This window comes from Bacillus sp. Medicinal_06, assembly GCF_056711665.1.
The window spans coordinates 146463-165740 of the sequence record NZ_JBWYHD010000002.1 but is presented as its reverse complement, the minus strand read 5'-3'; the positions used below and the strand labels follow the sequence as shown (position 1 = coordinate 165740).

At 36.0% G+C, this 19278-nt stretch carries 15 protein-coding genes, 1 pseudogene and 1 other annotated feature; of the genes and pseudogenes, 5 read left to right on the top strand and 11 right to left on the bottom strand.

Going from position 1 to position 19278, the window contains the following annotated elements; genetic code table 11:
- Positions 1 to 80 precede the first annotated feature (80 nt).
- Positions 81 to 386, bottom strand: a complete 306-nt coding sequence (locus AC1M36_RS04480) for a rhodanese-like domain-containing protein (RefSeq protein WP_336450470.1) — start codon at positions 384 to 386, stop codon at positions 81 to 83.
- 562 nt (positions 387 to 948) lie between these two features.
- A complete protein-coding gene (locus AC1M36_RS04475) occupies positions 949 to 2070 on the bottom strand; it encodes a homoserine O-acetyltransferase family protein (protein ID WP_479845618.1) in 1122 nt (373 codons plus the stop codon).
- 203 nt (positions 2071 to 2273) lie between these two features.
- Between AC1M36_RS04475 and AC1M36_RS04470 the strand changes: the two genes are divergently transcribed.
- From AC1M36_RS04470 to AC1M36_RS04450, 5 genes are all read left to right on the top strand, one after another.
- Positions 2274 to 4205, top strand: coding sequence for a spore germination protein (locus tag AC1M36_RS04470; protein WP_479845617.1), 1932 nt, complete (start codon positions 2274 to 2276; stop codon positions 4203 to 4205).
- Positions 4206 to 4222: 17 nt separating this feature from the next.
- Entirely contained in the window at positions 4223 to 5317 is a 1095-nt protein-coding gene (locus AC1M36_RS04465; protein ID WP_336450474.1) for a spore germination protein, read from the top strand.
- Positions 5293 to 6372, top strand: coding sequence for a Ger(x)C family spore germination protein (locus tag AC1M36_RS04460; RefSeq protein ID WP_336450475.1), 1080 nt, complete (start codon positions 5293 to 5295; stop codon positions 6370 to 6372). Before AC1M36_RS04465 ends, AC1M36_RS04460 begins: the two co-directional genes overlap by 25 nt.
- Before the next feature lie 123 nt (positions 6373 to 6495).
- A complete protein-coding gene (locus AC1M36_RS04455) occupies positions 6496 to 6681 on the top strand; it encodes a hypothetical protein (protein ID WP_336450476.1) in 186 nt (61 codons plus the stop codon).
- A gap of 83 nt (positions 6682 to 6764) precedes the next feature.
- A complete protein-coding gene (locus tag AC1M36_RS04450) occupies positions 6765 to 7193 on the top strand; it encodes a pyrophosphohydrolase domain-containing protein (protein ID WP_336450477.1) in 429 nt (142 codons plus the stop codon).
- Between the two features lie 410 nt (positions 7194 to 7603).
- Here the strand turns inward: AC1M36_RS04450 and AC1M36_RS04445 are convergent.
- From AC1M36_RS04445 to AC1M36_RS04405, 9 genes and pseudogenes are all read right to left on the bottom strand, one after another.
- A pseudogene (locus AC1M36_RS04445) lies at positions 7604 to 8025 on the bottom strand (hypothetical protein); the annotation flags it as partial.
- Positions 8026 to 8171: 146 nt separating this feature from the next.
- Positions 8172 to 10580 carry a leucine--tRNA ligase gene (gene leuS, locus AC1M36_RS04440; protein WP_479845616.1) on the bottom strand — a complete coding sequence of 803 codons (2409 nt, stop codon included), beginning with the start codon at positions 10578 to 10580 and terminating at the stop codon, positions 8172 to 8174.
- 66 nt (positions 10581 to 10646) lie between these two features.
- Positions 10647 to 10910 (bottom strand) — a binding site (T-box leader).
- A 50-nt stretch (positions 10911 to 10960) separates the two neighbouring features.
- A complete protein-coding gene (locus AC1M36_RS04435) occupies positions 10961 to 12154 on the bottom strand; it encodes an MDR family MFS transporter (protein ID WP_336450479.1) in 1194 nt (397 codons plus the stop codon).
- Between the two features lie 153 nt (positions 12155 to 12307).
- Positions 12308 to 13465 (bottom strand): MFS transporter, encoded by a 1158-nt coding sequence (locus tag AC1M36_RS04430; protein WP_336450480.1) that lies wholly within the window; start codon positions 13463 to 13465, stop codon positions 12308 to 12310.
- A gap of 299 nt (positions 13466 to 13764) precedes the next feature.
- Complete coding sequence (locus AC1M36_RS04425) at positions 13765 to 14997, bottom strand: cation:proton antiporter (RefSeq protein WP_479845615.1); 1233 nt, start codon at positions 14995 to 14997, stop codon at positions 13765 to 13767.
- Between the two features lie 3 nt (positions 14998 to 15000).
- Positions 15001 to 15498 carry a cation:proton antiporter regulatory subunit gene (locus AC1M36_RS04420; protein ID WP_336450482.1) on the bottom strand — a complete coding sequence of 166 codons (498 nt, stop codon included), beginning with the start codon at positions 15496 to 15498 and terminating at the stop codon, positions 15001 to 15003.
- Positions 15499 to 15539: 41 nt separating this feature from the next.
- The gene (locus tag AC1M36_RS04415) at positions 15540 to 16106 is read right to left on the bottom strand and encodes a tyrosine-type recombinase/integrase (RefSeq protein WP_336450483.1); all 567 of its coding nucleotides are present in this window, start codon (positions 16104 to 16106) and stop codon (positions 15540 to 15542) included.
- Between the two features lie 498 nt (positions 16107 to 16604).
- Positions 16605 to 18470, bottom strand: a complete 1866-nt coding sequence (locus AC1M36_RS04410; RefSeq protein ID WP_336450484.1) for an ABC transporter permease — start codon at positions 18468 to 18470, stop codon at positions 16605 to 16607.
- 16 nt (positions 18471 to 18486) lie between these two features.
- Entirely contained in the window at positions 18487 to 19248 is a 762-nt protein-coding gene (locus AC1M36_RS04405) for an ABC transporter ATP-binding protein (RefSeq protein ID WP_336450485.1), read from the bottom strand.
- Positions 19249 to 19278 lie beyond the last annotated feature (30 nt).

Genomic DNA, 19278 nt, shown 5'->3' with positions numbered 1-19278 from the left:
TTTAAGAAATTGATTTCTTTGTACACTGTATGCAAAAGAAAAAAACTTGAAACAAACACGTTTCAAGTTTTTAGAATGAATTATTGAATTTCACCTTCATATTGCAGCATACCGCCGATCATATTCACAGTTTTAAAGCCTTGCTCATTTAAATAATGGCATACATTTTCACTGCGCATTCCTGATCTACAAATAAAAATATATTCATTTTCTTTATCAAAGAAATCTACTTTGTTCGGGATATCCCCCATTTTAATATGTACAGCTTCTGGAATTTTCCCTTGTGCTACTTCCTCATCTTCACGTACATCTACTAAAAATAACGTTTCTCCATTTTCTAAACGCTTTTGTACTTCTTCTGTTGTAATTGTTTTTACTTCAGTCATCTTCACAATTCCTCCTTATATACAATAAAACTTTAAGCAATCATTTTTTAGCAATCTATCCATCACCAATTTTAGCATGCAAAAGTACGAACGCAAAGAATCGAAGCTTCTCATATTTTTATTTTTTTCAACACAATTGTAAATGAATCTATTTACAAATCCAGCTTTTACATTGTATCCTCAATATACTTGTTTTACGAAAGGAGTCGATCGACATGACACTTTTTCTTTTCATTATAGGTCTCATTTTTTTAATTCTCGCTATCATTTCACTTGGTATATTTAATAAAAGAAAACCTACACCATCTTCTCAAGAGCGATCATTCATTTATTTATTACTTAGTATAGCTTGTCTTGGAATATGTATTGCTACATACGTCTTCCGTTTAAAAATTTTCTAAAAAGGTGCTTGCTTAACCGCTCGCACTTTTTTCACACCTTGTTATATATTGAAGAACAAAAGAAAGCTTGCACTCGCTTTCTCCTTTTGGTTTCACTTGGCATGGGGCTCAAAAAGGCACTGACCTCTTCTAACTAAAAAAGAGTTGGTTTTTATGCATTTTCAATTTACAGAAACCCTTCTCTTCAAAAACTCATTCACTTTCTTTTCAAATAAATGAACATCTAATACACCGGCCATATGGCCATTTATACTTTCAATCTCATAAACTTCTGCATACTTTCCTTGTTTCTGAAGCATCTCGACCATTTTATAATTATAGCGAGCAGGTTGCAGTAAGTCTTGTTTGCATGGAATCATAAGCACATCTGCCTCTATTTGCGAAATTGCTTCTTCTAAAGAAGAAAAACCGCGTGCAATATCATGTAATAATGTTGCTTTTGCTGTATACATCCATGAATTTGCATCAACAAAAGCGATGTTTTGAAGTGTTAATGTATCTATATTTTGTTCAAATGATGTCTGCACTGCAAAACTCTCATAATCTGCGGTTTCTATGCTATTACGCGGAAATGTCGTTTCATAATAATGAGCATCAAATGCATTTATAAACATCATCTTACCAGCCAAATGTAACCCTTTCGTTGGTTGTTCTTCTCCATAATTTCCACCATTCCAATTTGGATCTAATTGAATAGCTTCAATCGCATTTTGCAATACATTCACCGATGTCACAACCGGATTTTGCGGGTTTGTAATGACACCAATCATTCTTTCTATCATATGCGAATAATGAACAGCCCACTGCTGCGCAATCATTCCACCAGCTGATGGGCCTATGACAGTATGCAGTCTTGTAATTCCCATTGCCTTCACTAATTCGTATTGCACACGTGCTACATCTAAAAATGTAAATACCGGAAATTCCATTCCATATTCGAATCCTGTTATTGGATTAATCGACTTTGGACCTGTTGTAATCACATAAGGATTTTTCACTTGCACATTACAAATGTTGTCGGTACATATGACAAAATAGTGGTCTGTATCAATTGCTTTCCCCGGCCCAATCAGTCCATCCCACCAACCAGGAATGAGATCTTGTTCCGTATATTTTCCTGCCGCATGGCTCGTTGCACTAAAATAATGACAGACTAAAATCACATTTGATTTTTCTTTATTTAACTTACCGTACGTTTCATATCCAATCTGAACAGGAAGCTTTCTGCCATTTTCAAATGTGAATTCTTTCAAATGAAAGCTTTCCTTTTTCACTTGTAGCATAAATTTCCCCTCCATTGTAAATACGTCATTATGTATCAATCTTCCATAACAAATCGATTCCGTTTATCAAAACAATTATACGTTTCCAAAAGAAACCCTTCTTTTAACAAAAAGGATTTTCGTTCCCCCCTTAAACATGTGCATAATATACAAAATAAACCACAAACTAACATTATCTTACATAAATTAAAGAGGGACTACTTATGATATGGAAATGGTTTAGAAAGGAAAAAAAATCAAATAAAACAGGCTTAGAAGAGCAACATCAAACTACTGAAAAAGAGGAGCAAACACAAGGAAAGCAACACCAAGCTGCTCAAACTGCTAAACAAGACACTCAAATACAAAATAAACAACATCAAGCTACTCAAACGACTAAACAAGACGCGCAAATACAAAGCAGGCAACATCAAGCTGCTAAACAAGATATACAAACACAAAACAAGCAACATCAAGCTGCTCAAACTGCTAAACAAGACACGCATACACAAAGCAAACAACATCAAGTTGCTAAACAAGATATACAAACACAAAACAAACAACATCAAGTTGCTCAAACTGCTAAACAACAGGAGCACATACAAAACAAACAACATCAAGCTACTCAAATTACTAAACAAGACACTCATGCACAAAGTAATAATATCAATAGCATTTATGATTTCAGTAAACCTGAGAAAGAAAAAATTCACTCTCTGCAAGATTTATTAGAAAACCTAAAAGCATCTAGTGATTTTGTTAGTTATCACACGTCAGATGATGAAACAATGCCATACTGGATCTCCTATTATCGTCCATCACTTGATGGAGAAAAGCTGCAAAAATATTTAATGCCTGCTTTACTAGAGCGTACCTGCTCTACATTAGAAGAATTAAAAGAACATATTCCAATGAGCGGAATTACAATTACAAATGATCTCCAAAAAATTGAGGATATGGTTTTAAAAGGACACGCTATCGTACAGTTACATAAACAAGATCAAAAGTGTATCTTAGCAAATATCACAATTGATAATTATCGGGCGCCATCTATTCCATTAAATGAATCGACAGTTATTGGTCCACAAGAGGGATTTGTAGAAGATATTGATACCAATATTAACTTAGTACGTAAACGCCTTCCAGTGTTAGCACTACAAACAAAGGAAGTTATCATTGGAACATTCTCTAAAACAAAAGTTGTCATCATGTATTTAGAGAATCTTGCTGAAAAAGACAGTGTGGATTATTTAGAAGAATCACTTCGTGCAATTGAATACGATCAAATTAACGACAGCTCCTATATCCAAGAATTGATGGGAGAAAAATCTATTTTCCCGCTATTTATTAATACAGAGCGTACGGACCGAGTAACAACGGCACTAATCGATGGAAAAATTGCTATTTTTACGGATGGTTCACCAAGCGTCTTACTTACTCCTGTTTCATACTTTGATTTTTTTGTTTCGCCAGAGGATTATAACGTATCTTGGCTATACGCTACGTTCTCAAGATTTTTACGTCTCATCGCTGTTTTATTTTCTATCTGCGCAACACCTCTATATGTTGCCATTTTAAGTTACCATTACGAATTAATTCCGAGCGATCTACTCGAAACATTAATTTTATCAAGAGCACAGGTTCCATTTCCTCCCTTAATAGAAGCTCTCTTTTTAGAACTTGCTATTGATTTGCTGAGGGAAGCTGGAGCTAGACTTCCAATGAAAGTAGGACAAACACTCGGTATTGTAGGCGGTATTGTAATTGGACAAGCATCAGTAGAAGCAGGTCTCACAAGTAATATTTTATTAATCATTGTTGCATTATCTGCGTTAGCTTCCTTTATCACGCCAATTTACAAAATGGGAAATGCAATTCGTTTACTACGATTTCCATTCCTTTTATTTGCAGAATTAGGTGGGCTATTAGGCATTTCACTTGGATTTATCTTTTTATTTACACATCTATTCAGGCTGTCTTCTTTACGAAAACCATACGCGCTCTTTTATCCAGCAAGGCAACAAGCATTAAAAGACTCTTGGATTCGATTTCCGTTATCTATGATTGATACAAGAGATATTCAAGCAAGGCCACAACACGTAAAAAAATCAGCAAATGGGATTTCAACAAAACATACATCTGATTTTGATGAATAAAAAAGCGAGGTGCATATATGAGTAAAGTCAAAACAAAATATCAAATATCTCCTATCTTTGTTTTCTTTTTAGTTCATAGTGCACAATTCGGTGCTGGCGTTCTCGGATTTGCCCGAATTATCGCGAAGGCGGCTGGATACGATGGGTGGATAGGCGTTCTTATAACTGGCATGATCATTCATCTTCTCGTTTGGATGATATATTACTTATTAAAGAATACAGAAGGAAACATAATAGACCTTCATCAGCAAACCTTTGGAAAATGGTTTGGTAATGCTATTAATATTGTATTCATGCTTTATTTTCTTCTTGTAAGTATATCTGTTGTCCGAACGTATGTTGAGATTATTCAGGTGTGGATGTTTCCTACCGCTTCTACTTGGATGCTAACAATCTTTTTTTGCTTATTAAGTTATTACATCATTTCATCAGGATTCCGCGTCATTACTGGTATCTGTGTAATTTCTGTCGGCGGGACTCTCGGTTATATTTTCCTTAGCTGTTTTATGTTGAAATACGCACATTGGGAAAATTTGCTTCCAATTTTTTCTCATTCTTTCGGAAATATTCTACAAGCATCTCAATTATCAATTTATAGTATGACAGGCTTTGAAATTCTTCTTATGATCTACCCATTTGTGAAAAGTCCTGAAAAATCTCATAAATATGCACAATACGGAGCTTTATTTTCTAACATTTTGTATTTATTTAGTACGGTGTTAGCATTCGCTTTTTTTAGTGAAAAACAATTATTAAAAACGATTTGGTCTCAGTTGGCGATGACACAAGTTATTAAATTACCTTTTATCGAACGTTTAGAGTATATTGCAATCTCAGGCTATGCTCTTGTCATTATTACGAGTTTTCTTCTTCCTTTGTGGGCTGCTACAAGGGGAACGCACGAAATTTTTCATGTGAAGCAAAAATATGTTTTACTTTCTTTCATGTTCATTACAATTATTGTGTCGCAACTTTTAACAAACAGGCATGATATTAACGATTTCATTAGTCATTCTTCAAAAGTTAGCCTTTGGCTTATCTATGTGTATATCCCAATCTTATTTCTTATTGTGTGGGTGAAAAGAAGATGGAAAAAATCAAGAAAAAACTAATGCTCCTTTTTTGTATTTGTCTGCTCAGTCTAACTGGCTGCTTACAAAAAAATATCATTGATGACGTACATTTAATTCAAGGTGCTGTTTTTGATTCAGCAAAAGATGATAAAGTAAAAGTAACTTTTGTTTGTCCGGTACAGCAAAAAGGGAATAAAGTACAAGTCTTTGAAGGAATCGGTAATGCTGTTAAACAGGTAAAATCTGATACTTCTTTAGAGTCTTCTCAACCATTTGTAAGCGGACAAATGCGTATTGCTCTATTTACTACAAAAATTGCAAAAAAAGGATTATCTACTACCTTTGATACATTGCTTCGCGATGTAACGATCGGGAACTCATTATATGTTGGATTATTAGAAGGGAATGGCCTTGAGCTATTAACAGGAAAATATACAACTTCCGCTAATGTAGCGATTTATATAAAGAAACTGTTGGAGCATAGCATGAAAACTGGTCCTGTACCAACTGATAACCTATATTTAGGAGCATTCCGATATTATCGAGATGGCCAAGACTACTTTATTCCTGTTCTCAAAAAAAGCAAAGATAAAATCAAAATTACTGGTATCGCTCTTTTCAAGAAAGATAAATATATCGGAAAAATTGATCAACAAGATATGTTTATTTTTAAAGGATTATTAGAAAAGCACCGATTGGACTCACACGAATTTAAAAGTAATGATGGGTATGTAATGATTAATAATATACGTTCCAAACCAACATACATTGTAAATATAAAAGATGGAAAACCTTCCTTTCTAATTAAAATAAAAATGGATGCACGCATTTTAGAACTTTCAAAACAAATAAATCTAGATAATAAAAAGAACACACAAAAAATAGCAAAAGAAGTGGAAAAACAACTAGATGCCAAAGCTGCAAAACTGATTAAAAAATTTAAATCTCTAGATGTTGATCCACTTGGACTTGGAGCTAAATATAGACAACACTATCGACCGTTCAAATTAGATGAATGGAAAAAAATGTATAAAGATGTTCCCGTTACAGTAAAGTATAAAGTTGATATTACAAACTCAGGTGTAATCGAATAATGTGAAATATTGCTTTCTCAAAATGTAAGATTATGATTGAACTCCTCTCTCCGGCATGGTACAACGGAGAGAGGAGTTTTTAAATTACTTACAGAGAGAAAAAAGATATTTACGGGGGAGCTTATGTCTAAAAAGTTAGTAAAACCTATTTTAAATGGTATTCTGTTTCTCGGCGTCTTTTTATTTGCTCATACATACTTAAAAAATGTTTCATTTGTGCGTTATTTACTTGTTGTCGTACCCATGCTACTTGTGGGGATGTTTGGGATTGATCTTGTTTTGTCATTTTTAATAAAGAAAGAGGAATAGGGAGGAACATCTTATGAATAAGATGTTCCTCCCTATTTATGTTACAATGAAACTCGGCACAAAACGAGAAAGGATGAAACAACATGACAAACGAAAAGGGTTTAGATAAAGGATATGAACTTGTTGCAAAAATGCACGAAGTATTTGGACATCCTGTTACAGATGTACCAACAAAATTGACGGAAGAGCGTGCAAAAATTCGTGCAAGCTTTATGCAAGAAGAATTAGAAGAATTTTTAGAGGCAAGTACCGTAGAAGATCAATACGATGCATTAATTGACCTTATTTATTTCGCATTTGGAACATTTGCAGAAATGGGAGTTCGTCCTGATAAAGGCTTTGAAATTGTAAACAATGCCAATATGGCAAAACTATTCCCAGATGGAAAACCACGCTTCCGTGAAGGCGATGGAAAAATTTTAAAACCAGAAGGCTGGCAAGCACCAGAACCACAATTACGTGCTGAAATTGAGCGCCAACGTCAAGAAGCATTAGCAAAAGTAGGGAAATAAATAGCTCGGTTACTTCTATTTTTGTGTCTTATTTTATCGAGCAGTCGATATACTCTAAAAGCGCCGGTATATGATGAAAAGGAGCTATCTTTCTGTACAGATAGCTCCTTTTTGCTTATTTTTTCTTTTTCTCTACCGGTTGGCTTTGTTTAGCGAAATTAGATGAATCATCGAAATTCGGTTGCTTTTTACCAGCATTATTACTTCTGCCTTTTCCCATATGTACACCCCCTCTACTACTTACTATTCCCAAAATAAAAAATCACCTTGCTTCCAAGAGAATTTTTTAATATGTTCTTTTATCCCATTAATGACCAATGTGTCCTGCTTGCTCCTGCTGTTCCTGCTGTTCCTGCTGTTCCTGCTGTTCCCGTAACACTTCCTGCACTTCCCGCCCCACCATACCATATTTGATGTTGTGGATGATGTTGATTGTGGTGCTGGTGGTGACCGTGATGGTGATGGTGACCAGGGTGGTGATGGTGACCAGGGTGGTGGTGGTGACCGTGATGGTGATGGTGGTGACCATGTATCATTTGAGGAGACGTACCTACTCCGCCTACAAAAACAGGAGCAATACTACCAAATCCTGGTTGTGTCCCCACAGGTGTAGGAAAGGTGGTTGGTGCTCCTACGGGAACTCCGCCTACAAATGTTGGCATTCCTGTTTGCATACCCGCTACAGATGTAGGAGATCCTCCTGGTCCTCCGCCCATCCATGCATGCCACCATATCCTTGTTGCCCATGTCCTCCCATTTGCATCATCTGTGCATAACCATCCGTCTTACCTGGCATAAAACCGTGCGGTGCATTATTGCCCATCCCTTTCATTTCTTTCACCTCTTCTTCACAATTTAGCCTACCTTTTTTATCATATTTCACATGGAAGAATAGGTGTTTGTCTATGCCTGAATCCCGCTCTTTTTTCAATTGCCTCAAAAAAAGAGCAGCCCTCTCATGAGGACTGCTCTTTCGTATTAGTTTGCAACGATATTAACAAGTTTTCCAGGAACAACAATTACTTTACGTACTGTTTTCCCTTCAATTTGTTCTTTAACTGCTTGGATAGCAAGTTGTTCCATTTCTTCTTTTGATGCGTCTTTTTTCATTGTTAGTTTTGCACGAACTTTACCCATAACTTGAACAACGATTTCAACTTCATCTTCTACAAGTTTAGACTCATCAAATGTTGGCCAGCTTGCATATGTGATTGTTTCATTGTATCCAAGTTTGCTCCAAAGTTCTTCCCCGATGTGAGGTGCAACTGGCGCAATCATTTTTACGAAACCTTCTACATATTCTTTCGGAAGTGTTTCAGCTTTGTATGCATCGTTGATGAATACCATCATTTGAGAAATCGCTGTATTAAAGCGAAGCTCTGCATAGTCTTCTGTTACTTTCTTCACTGTTTGGTGGTAAGCTTTTTCAAGCTCTTTATTTGGTGCATCAGTAATTTTTTCACTTAATTCACCGTTATCTTGAACAAATAGACGCCATACGCGGTCTAGGAAACGACGAGCTCCGTCAAGACCATTTTCAGACCAAGCGATTGAAGCATCTAATGGTCCCATGAACATTTCGTATAGACGAAGTGTATCTGCCCCATGGCTTGCTACGATGTCATCAGGGTTTACAACGTTACCTTTTGATTTACTCATTTTCTCGTTGTTTTCACCTAAGATCATACCTTGGTTAAATAGTTGTTGGAACGGCTCTTTCGTTGGAACTACACCAATATCATATAATACTTTATGCCAGAAACGAGCATATAGTAAGTGAAGTACAGCGTGCTCTGCTCCGCCGATATAAATGTCAACTGGAAGCCATTGTTTTACTTTTTCAGGATCTACAAGTGCTTCGCTGTTGTTTGGATCAATGTAGCGTAGGTAGTACCAGCAGCTACCAGCCCATTGTGGCATTGTATTTGTTTCACGACGACCTTTTTTACCAGTTTCAGGATCAACAACATTTACCCATTCTTCAATGTTTGCAAGTGGTGATTCACCTGTTCCAGATGGACGAATGTTATCTGTTTTCGGAAGAACTAATGGTAATTCTTCTTCTTTCACAGCTGTCATTGTGCCATCTTCCCAATGGATAACTGGAATTGGCTCACCCCAGTAACGTTGACGGCTAAATAACCAATCACGTAGACGGTACGTTACTTTTTGATTTCCTGCGCTTGTTACCTCAAGCCATTCAATCATTTTTGCAATTGCTTCTTCTTTATTTAATCCATCAAGAAACGCTGAGTTTACGTGTGCACCATCACCTGTGTACACTTCTTTCGTAATGTCTCCGCCTTTTACAACTTCCTTCATCGGAAGGTTGAATACTGATGCGAATTCATAATCACGCTCATCGTGAGCTGGAACTGCCATTACAGCACCTGTTCCGTAAGTCGCAAGAACGTAATCAGCGATCCAGATTGGTAATTTCTCACCATCTACTGGGTTAACTGCGTAAGCACCAGTGAATACACCAGTTTTCTCTTTCGCAAGTTCTGTACGCTCTAGATCACTCTTCATTTTTACAGAATTAATGTAAGCTTCTACAGCTTCTTTTTGCTCTGCAGTTGTAATTTCTGCAACAAGTGCATGCTCTGGAGCAAGTACACAGTATGTTGCACCAAATAATGTATCAGGGCGCGTTGTGAAAACTGTGAATTTTTCGTCTGTACCATCAATATTGAAGTGTACTTCTGCACCTTCAGAACGACCAATCCAGTTGCGCTGCATGTCTTTTAAGCTTTCTGGCCAATCAAGATCTTCTAGATCTTCTAATAGACGATCTCCGTAAGCTGTGATTTTTAACATCCACTGTTTCATCGGACGACGTTCAACAGGATGTCCACCGCGCTCACTCTTGCCGTCGATTACTTCTTCATTCGCAAGTACTGTACCAAGTGCTGGGCACCAGTTTACAGGTACTTCATCAACGTAAGCTAAACCTTTTTCAAATAGTTTTAAGAAAATCCATTGCGTCCACTTATAGTAGTTTGGATCTGTTGTATTTACTTCACGATCCCAATCGTAAGAGAAACCTAGTGACTTAATTTGATTACGGAACGTGTTAATATTTTTCTCTGTAAATTCAGCTGGGCTGTTTCCAGTATCAAGTGCATATTGCTCTGCTGGAAGACCAAATGCATCCCATCCCATTGGATGAAGAACGTTATATCCTTGCATACGTTTCATACGAGATAAAATATCCGTTGCTGTATACCCTTCTGGATGTCCTACATGCAATCCTGCACCTGATGGATATGGGAACATATCTAGTGCATAAAATTTTGGTTTTTCTGTCTCATCTGGCGTGCGGAATGTTTTATTCTCTTCCCAATACACTTGCCACTTCTTCTCAATTTCTTGATGATTAAAGCTCATGAGATATCCTCCATTCAAATTGTATTTATTTTCACCGCCTAAAATACAAAAAACCTCTCATCCCTAGAAAGGGACGAGAGGTTGTAGATTCCCGCGGTACCACCCTAAATTAATGTAATAAAAGATGTTTATAACGTCCGGTAAAGATCGCTAAACAAGCATCCATATATACATTCGCTTAGATCCGTAACGTGGATGAACGGCAATTGCTACTTTGGTTCACAACTGCAACTCAAAGGCGAGTTCATAACGAAACGTGGATTGACTTGCACCAACCGTCAATTCTCTAAACCAGTTTCTATTACTACTACTCCTTCTCACTGTTATTACATATGAGTTAATTTAAATATATTCTAAAACAAGTTACATGTTCCGTCAAACTAAACTGCAATTTTTTCTTCTACTGTTTCTTCGACCTTTACTCGTTTATCATACATACGCGTTGCGATAAACGCTACTACAAGCATTACCATGATTGCGATAAACAATACTTCCATATTGTATAAGTCAACAATCGCTCCACCAACAACTGGTCCAAACATTTTCCCAACAGTCGCTGCACTATTTACAACACCTTGATAAAAACCGAGCTTATCATTTGGCGCAAGAATGTTTGCAATCGTTGGAACAGCTGGCCATACGAATAACTCACCAATTGTTAATGTCACCATTGCAACGAGGAACATTGTAAATTGCTGTGCTTGACTAAGCACGATAAATGACACTGCAAAAATACCGATTCCGATCATAATTTGTTGCTTTAAAGAACGCTTCATTGCGCGAATAATCATACTTACAAGTGGCTGCGCACAAACAATCATCGCTCCGTTTATCGTCCATAATAAGCTGTAATGACGAAGGCTAATATTTAATTCCTGCATATGTGTCGCAATCGCGCCTTGCCATTGTACATATGTAACCCAGCATAAAGCATATGCTACACATACGATAAGAAGCGCCTTGAACCCTGGTGTAAGTGACCAACCTTTTTTCGTTTCGACCTTTGTTTGTACACTTTGTTCTTTTTTGTCTTCCATACCGCGGAATCCAATAAAAGCAATTAAGAAGAAAATAAAGTATAAAATAAAGTTTGCTAAGAAAATATAATCAAAACGATAAGAAGCAACTAAACCACCGCACGCTGTACCAACAGCAATCCCAACGTTTTGCCCAACGTACATCGCATTAAACGCTCTTCTTCCGCCCTCTGGCCAAACCGTACCCACCATCGCATACATCGATGGAAAGACCATTCCAGAACCGAATCCGATTAACGCAAGCCATACCACATAAAATGGCCACCCATGGAAGAATACAAGGCCTAATATTGATAATAGTGTAATCACAATTCCAACTAAAATTGACTTATATCCACCCCACTTATCAAATAAAACACCGCCGAGTAAATTTCCGATTACTCCTGTTAACGAGTTAATCATCAACACCATTCCGGCTACAGATAGAGACTTTCCTAAATGATCATGTAAATAAATTGTATTAAAAGGCCATAAAAAAGAAGCACCCGTGACATTAATAATCATCCCAGCTACTAATAGCCATACTTTCTTTGGCATAGTTCCCCCTCCTATTCTGTTGTTTTTCGTTCTTATATAACAGTAAAATTGTAGTCGTTTTTATATAGGAAGGCAACTGATTAATAGTTGGTGAAATTCAGATAATAGTACCTACAACAAAACCCGCCTCTGCGTAGAGAGACGGATTTCTTTTTAACGCTTTTTCTTTTCTTTTACATAATCTATATAAACCAAAACAGCTACAAAAATAAAACTTATACTAACAATCCGGAAGATCATCTCTAAACTTACCCATTTCGCTACAATTCCTAATACAAATGCACTAACCCCAACGCCAACATCAAAACTTGAAAAGAAGGTTGCATTTGCCGCTCCGCTTTTTTCTGCGCTAACCTTTTGCACCGCCCACGTTTGTAAACAAGGCATAACCGTTCCGTAACCTGCTCCAAATAAAATCGCTGCAATAATAAGATATAAATTATTTGTCGCATAAGATAACATAACAAACGATAGAAATCCTAATATTGCTGAGACGATAATAATCGACCAAGGCCCTTTTTTATCGTACCATTTTCCCGTAAACGGACGTAGTAAAGTGGAAACAATTGCATTAACTAAGAAGAATAGAAAGATGTGATCTAATCCTTTTTGTTTTCCAAAAAGAACTAAAAAAGTGAGAATCGCTCCAAAACCGAGTGTTGTAATAACTGCTAGTAACGCTTGAAACCATACTTCTTTTTCGAAAATCATCTCAAAAAAGCGAAATGGTTGTTTCTCACGTTTTACAGGAGTAGGAGCATGAACAAATAAAAGCATAATAGTTGCTAGTAAACTAAGCGTTACTGACGACAAAATTAAAATCTCAAAAGAAAAAGTATTGTAAATAAAAATCCCTATACTTGACGCAATAATAGCTCCGACTGTTGTAGAAACAGAAAAATATCCCATTCCTTCTCCTAATCGCGCCTTAGGAATTAACTCCACAGCCATTGTACTGTTAGCAGTTGTTGATACGCCCCATGCAGCACCATGAAAAATCCGTACAAATAAAAACAGCCATACCATATTAAGAAACGGATATATACATGTAATGCTTAGTAAAGCTACACTTGCACCAATCGCCAAGCTTTTCCCTTTATTATCGATTAAATAGTATCCTACTAATGGTCTAATGAATACGGCACCTATCGTAAATAACGTTGTTACTAAACCTACTTGAGCAGAAGATGTATTCATACTTATTAAGTAGGCTGGCAAAACAGGGAGTATCATCTCAAACCCGATAAATATAAAAAAATTACTAAGAAATAAACAAATAAATGATCGATTCAATATTTTTTGATTTTCCATATCATGATTCCTCGCTTCTAAATTGTTTTTTAACTTAGAAGCGACCAGATCACTGAAACGTTTTTCAATCGTCTTAGTCTTTTAGCCAATTGAATCACCCTCTCTCGTTCACATTACAATCTATATCAAAATATCGTTTTAACCCCAAATAAAAATCCCGTATTAAAATAACACTTTTAATACAGGATTTTACTTTATATAATCATTTTTGGCAACTTCCTTTAGTATCCATTTAAGAATGAGCAACCTACCCAATTTAAGGTTTTTTGAAAAACTTCTATAACACTGGAATCGTTCCCTTACAAAAACCATCTAACTTCTTTTTTCCGTTTTGCACTTTCTTTAGAGCTCCATTTAAATATTTTGTCCAATAGAGAATATATTCTCGCAGATTCCTTCGTTAGTAAAGGTCCTAACGATGCCAATATTAAAACATATAAAGCTGAAAATGGTTTAATTGTTGCCATTAAGCCACCAGCTATTCCAATATTAGCGACAATAATGGAGAATTCTCCGCGTGATACAAGAGTTAACCCGATATTCGTAGAAGCCTTATGTGATAACCCGGCTTTACGACCAGCAATCATACCAGCTGTAAAGTTACCGATAATCGTTATCAAAACCGCTCCTAAAGTTAGCCAAACAGCTCCACCTAACGAAAAAGGATCTATACTTAAACCGAAGCTGAAGAAGAATATAGCTCCAAAGAAATCACGAAACGGAACGACAAGATGCTCAATGCGGTCACTATGCTCTGTTTCAGAAAAGACAAGTCCTAATAATAAAGCACCAATCGCCTCAGCAACATGGATTGTTTCTGAGAATCCAGCGACGAAGAATAAAATAGCGAATATTACGATAATAAAGATTTCATTAGACGAAATATCCAGCACTTTATTCAAGAACGGCGTAGCTGTTCTTGCAATCACAAAGAATAGCAACATGTATCCTAATGCAATTAAAACAGATATCAGAGCTCCTACAAATGAAGTCGCACCTCCGAGTACTAAGCCTGAAACGACAGATAAATATACTGCTAAAAAGATATCATCAAACATAATGATCCCTAATATTAGCTCTGTTTCTTTATTACCTGTTCTTCTTAAATCAACAATTACTTTCGCTACAATTGCACTTGATGAGATTGTAATAATCCCGGCAATAATTAATGTTTCTAACAGAGGAAAATCCATTACATATCCATAAAATAAACCTAATGTGAAATTAAGTGATATGTGAATCGTGCCTCCAATGGCGATTGATTTTCCTGATTTAATTAACTTTTTCATTGAGAATTCTAACCCTAAATAAAACAGGAGGAATATGACACCAATACGGCCTAGGAAAGCAATTACTTCTCCACTTTCAATGAACCTTAAGTCTATCATTCCTAAATCCGGGGCATGTGGTCCCACTAACATACCGAGGATAATGAGAAACGGAATAATCGAAAACTTTAGTCTTGTAGCAAGGATGGCCGCAAATGCCACTAATACTAACGCAGTTCCAACTTCAAAAATTAAAGTATCCATCGACTACGAATCACCTCCTGCTGAAAGCACTTCCTTAATAATTCTTTTAATTTCGTGCCTTTCCCCTGATAATACCAACATATCACCAGCATCAATAATAGAATCTGGGCCTGGATTAAAAAATTTCTTCATATTCTTCTTCAAAATAGCAATGACAGTTACGTTATACGTTTTTCTAATAGCTAAACTACCGATTGTTTGCTGAACCGCTGGCGCATGATTCTCCACTTTAAACCACTCAATCGATAATCCTTCAAACGCCATTTCAATCGTATCTAAAGCTTGCGGCCTGTATACCATTCCGCCTAAAATGGCTGCAATTTGCCTTGCTTCAGAGTCACGAAGAGAAATGCTTGAAATACTTTCTTCATGATCAGTATCAAAATGATACATTTCTCTTCGCCCATCATCGTGAATAACGATAACCATTTTTTCATTACCTTTTGTTATGACTTCAAATTTACATCCGATACCTGGAAGTTCGCTTTCTCTAATATTCATATTCATGCCTCCTAAAATTTTTTAGTTAAGGCTCTTCCCATTTACAAATCTACATCAATTTCTGTTTTGAACTTTTCATCTTTCGAGATCCCTAAATACTTTAATGTTTCTGATGGAGTTGCGTGATGAAAATGTTTTTGAAGAAGCGCAATCGCTATTCCTCTTTTATACGCATGAAATCCAAATGTTTTTCGCATTGAGTTCGTTCCGATCTTACCAGGAATTCCAATTGCTTCTGCCGCACGATGAATAACACGGTAAGCTTGTTGGCGCGTAATCGGATTTTTTGTTTTATTAGATTGAAATACGTAGTTCTCTCTTTCTATAACAGAAGATTGTACGTAATCCAAAAGCGCTTCTTTTACTTTTGTATTTAAATAAATATCTTGTTTAAATTTTTCATCTTTCACAGGAAGAGAGTAAAAATCTTTAACAGTTCCATCTTCATTTATTACATCTTCAAATTTCATGTTTAGTAGCTCTGTAATCTTTAATCCAGTATTAATTCCAATAACAAATAAAAGGTAATCTCGCTCTGAATGCTCTTTTAAATGTTTTTTCATAGCCTGAATTTGATTTATATCTGTTAACGCCTCTACACATTCCATACATGTATTCTCCTCATCTTATGATCGGTAAATTTTCTAATTATCTTGTTCATTTTACCTTATCATGCTAGAAGATTTCCATGCATTATCCATTTATAATTCCTTCATTTAATCTGTTATTGAAATTTCCAAAGCTAAACAACTGGAGCAATATACTTTAATACCCCAAAACATTCCGGATATTTATAATTTGGCAATTTACTATTATAAAAATAATGGGGGATAAGGATGAAAATAGTAAAACATCTTTTGATCTTAGCATTAAACCTATTATTTCAAGTCAAGATTCATCTTCTTCATGCAAGTAGAATTCCTCCTTTCATCTCTCTAATTTTTCATTTTTCACCTTCTTACACCTTAACTTTATGTTACTTAATTATATAATATACTATAATTAAGTAACATAACAAGGTTTTTTTATTACTTTTCTGAAAACAAATTCATTTTCCATTGGAAACAAAAAATACCGAGCACCCTCTGCTCGGTATTTTCTAATTCTTAGTCCTCTTTTGGAAGAACAATTCCTTTATACAATTGAACTGTAATGAAGTAGTAAATCGCATAAATGACTACGAAAATCACAATTGGCAGCCAAATACGGAAGTACGGATCAATTAAAATAAATCCAAAGATGTTCATACCAACTAATACGTGTACAATCCCGACAATCGCTGGGAATAAGAACACTAAGAATAACTCTTTATAAATTGATTTCGTTAATAATTCACGACGCACACCGATTTTACGAAGCATTTGGTAACGCGTAATATCACTTGATGCACCAGATAGAATTTTAAACATTAAACAACTTGCCATCATCGCTAAGAAAGCAATTCCGAGGAAGAAGCCCATGAATACTGTTCCGCTAGCAATGCTATAAAATCCAGTATACATTACATTTTTACTTTGTAAGCTTTCTTCTTTTACATTTTTATATTTATCTAGTTGCAAATCGTCAAGTTTTTTCCATTCTTTTGTATATGCTACAAAATCATCTGTTTTTCCAAGGAATACAATACCTTCTTTCCCTTGCACACTGTCATACATCTTTTTATCTACAATTTTAATCGTACGATCAGGATGTACATAGAAATGTTCAATTGTATGGAACGCTTCGCTCCATTCTTCTGGCATTTCTTTTGCATTAGGATCTTTTTCATTTCTATCTGAAACAGCTCCTACTGGAAGCTCTTCAGAAACCTTTTTAAACTTCGCAACATCTTTTAGTCCATTAGCATTTTTCTTATCAGGTATATCTCTTACTAAAGGACGATTTTTCTCTAAATCTTCTTTTAAATAGTAAATAAATTTATCGTCTACTTTATAGCGGTATTCACTTTTCTCTTTAAATGGAATATCATCTAAAATCTTCTTTTCTTCAGCTGTTGGATTATGAACCACTGAATCATATACTTCTAAAAGATCAACAGTCTTCATTACATTATTTTTGAATGCCATACCGCCAGAAATCGCTCCAGCACCAAGTGCAATTAACATCGCTACTGTTGCTAGTACTTTTGTTAAACTATTAATACGGAAGTTTAGCTGTGCAAATGTAAAGGCATTAAGTCCTTTTTCAGTACGCTTTTTATTACTTTTTAACTTCTTAATGAAAAGTGGTAGGAACGTTCCAAATAACATGTAAGTTCCTGATGTTACTGTAATTAATGCAATCACGATTCCCATTTCTCTTAACTTATCCATATAAATCATAGAAACGTAACCGATTGCTAATAAAATAATACCAATGACAGCAAAGAAAACGGTCTTGGCACCTTTCACAGAAACACGGTCTGTTTTTGAATCTGCATGTACAAGTTGCAGAACTGTAATACGTGATAACTTAATACTATTCATAATTGCTGATAGTACAAATAGTGCAAGGAAGAAAATACAAGTAACAATTGTAGATGGAACATAAAACGCATGGTATCCAGGAGCTGCAAAATCAAGTTGCTGCATTAGTAATTTACCAATTCCTTGTGCAAGCCCTACACCAACTGCAATCCCGACTACAAGAGATGCCACCCCTAATACAATTGTTTCGATAAACATAAGTAGTGTAACTTTATGTTTCTTTGCTCCTAACATCATATACATACCGAACTCTTTTTGACGAAGTGACAATAAGAAAGAGTTCGCATATAAAATGTAGAAGAATGTAATAATTGCTAGTAAGAATGAACCAGCTTGGAATACAAATCCAATTGACTTAATAACAGCATTCGCTTCAAGAAACGCTTTATTCAGCGCTAACGTTTGAAACATATAAAAAATTGAAATAGACATAACAAGACCAACAAGTAAGACGATATAGTCTTTCAGCTTACTTTTTAGTCCTGACATAGAAAGCTTAAATAACATGCCTGAACCTCCTTTCTTACGCTTTTTGTGTACCTAAGTCTGCAAGCACATCTAAAATTTCTTTATAGAACGCTTCACGCGTACCACCGCGGTGAATCTCTTTATATAGCTCACCATCTTGAATGAATAAAATACGCTCACAGTAACTTGCACTATATGGATCGTGCGTTACCATCATAATCGATACGCCTTGTTCTTCATTTAAGTTTGTCATCGCATCTAAAAGGCTTGTTGCATTTTTAGAATCAAGCGCTCCTGTTGGCTCGTCTCCTAAAATAATCGCTGGCTCATGTACAAGCGCACGCGCCGCTGCTGAACGTTGTTTTTGTCCACCAGATACTTCAGATGGGTACTTTTGAAGAATTGCTGAAATCCCTAGCATTTCTGCTACCTTTTCTACTTTTGGACCAATCTTTCTTGAAGGAACACCTTGAAGGGAAAGTGGCAACGCAATATTTTCATAAATTGATAGATTTTCGAGTAAGTTAAAGTCTTGGAAGATGAATCCTAATTTTTGAGAGCGGAAATCTGAAAGCTCACCTTGCTTCATCTTTGTAATATCCGTACCGGCGATTTCAACAACGCCGCCCGTTGCTTTATCCAATGTTGAAATAACATTTAGTAATGTTGTTTTACCAGAACCAGATGGCCCCATGATTCCAACAAATTCACCCTCTTGAATGGAGAATGATACACCTTTTAAGGCATGTGATTGGCTCTCACCTTTTTTACCGTACACTTTTTGGACGTTCTTTACGTCTACAACTGGTTTGTTCATCGTTATCCTCCTACGTTTGTTTTTCCGTTT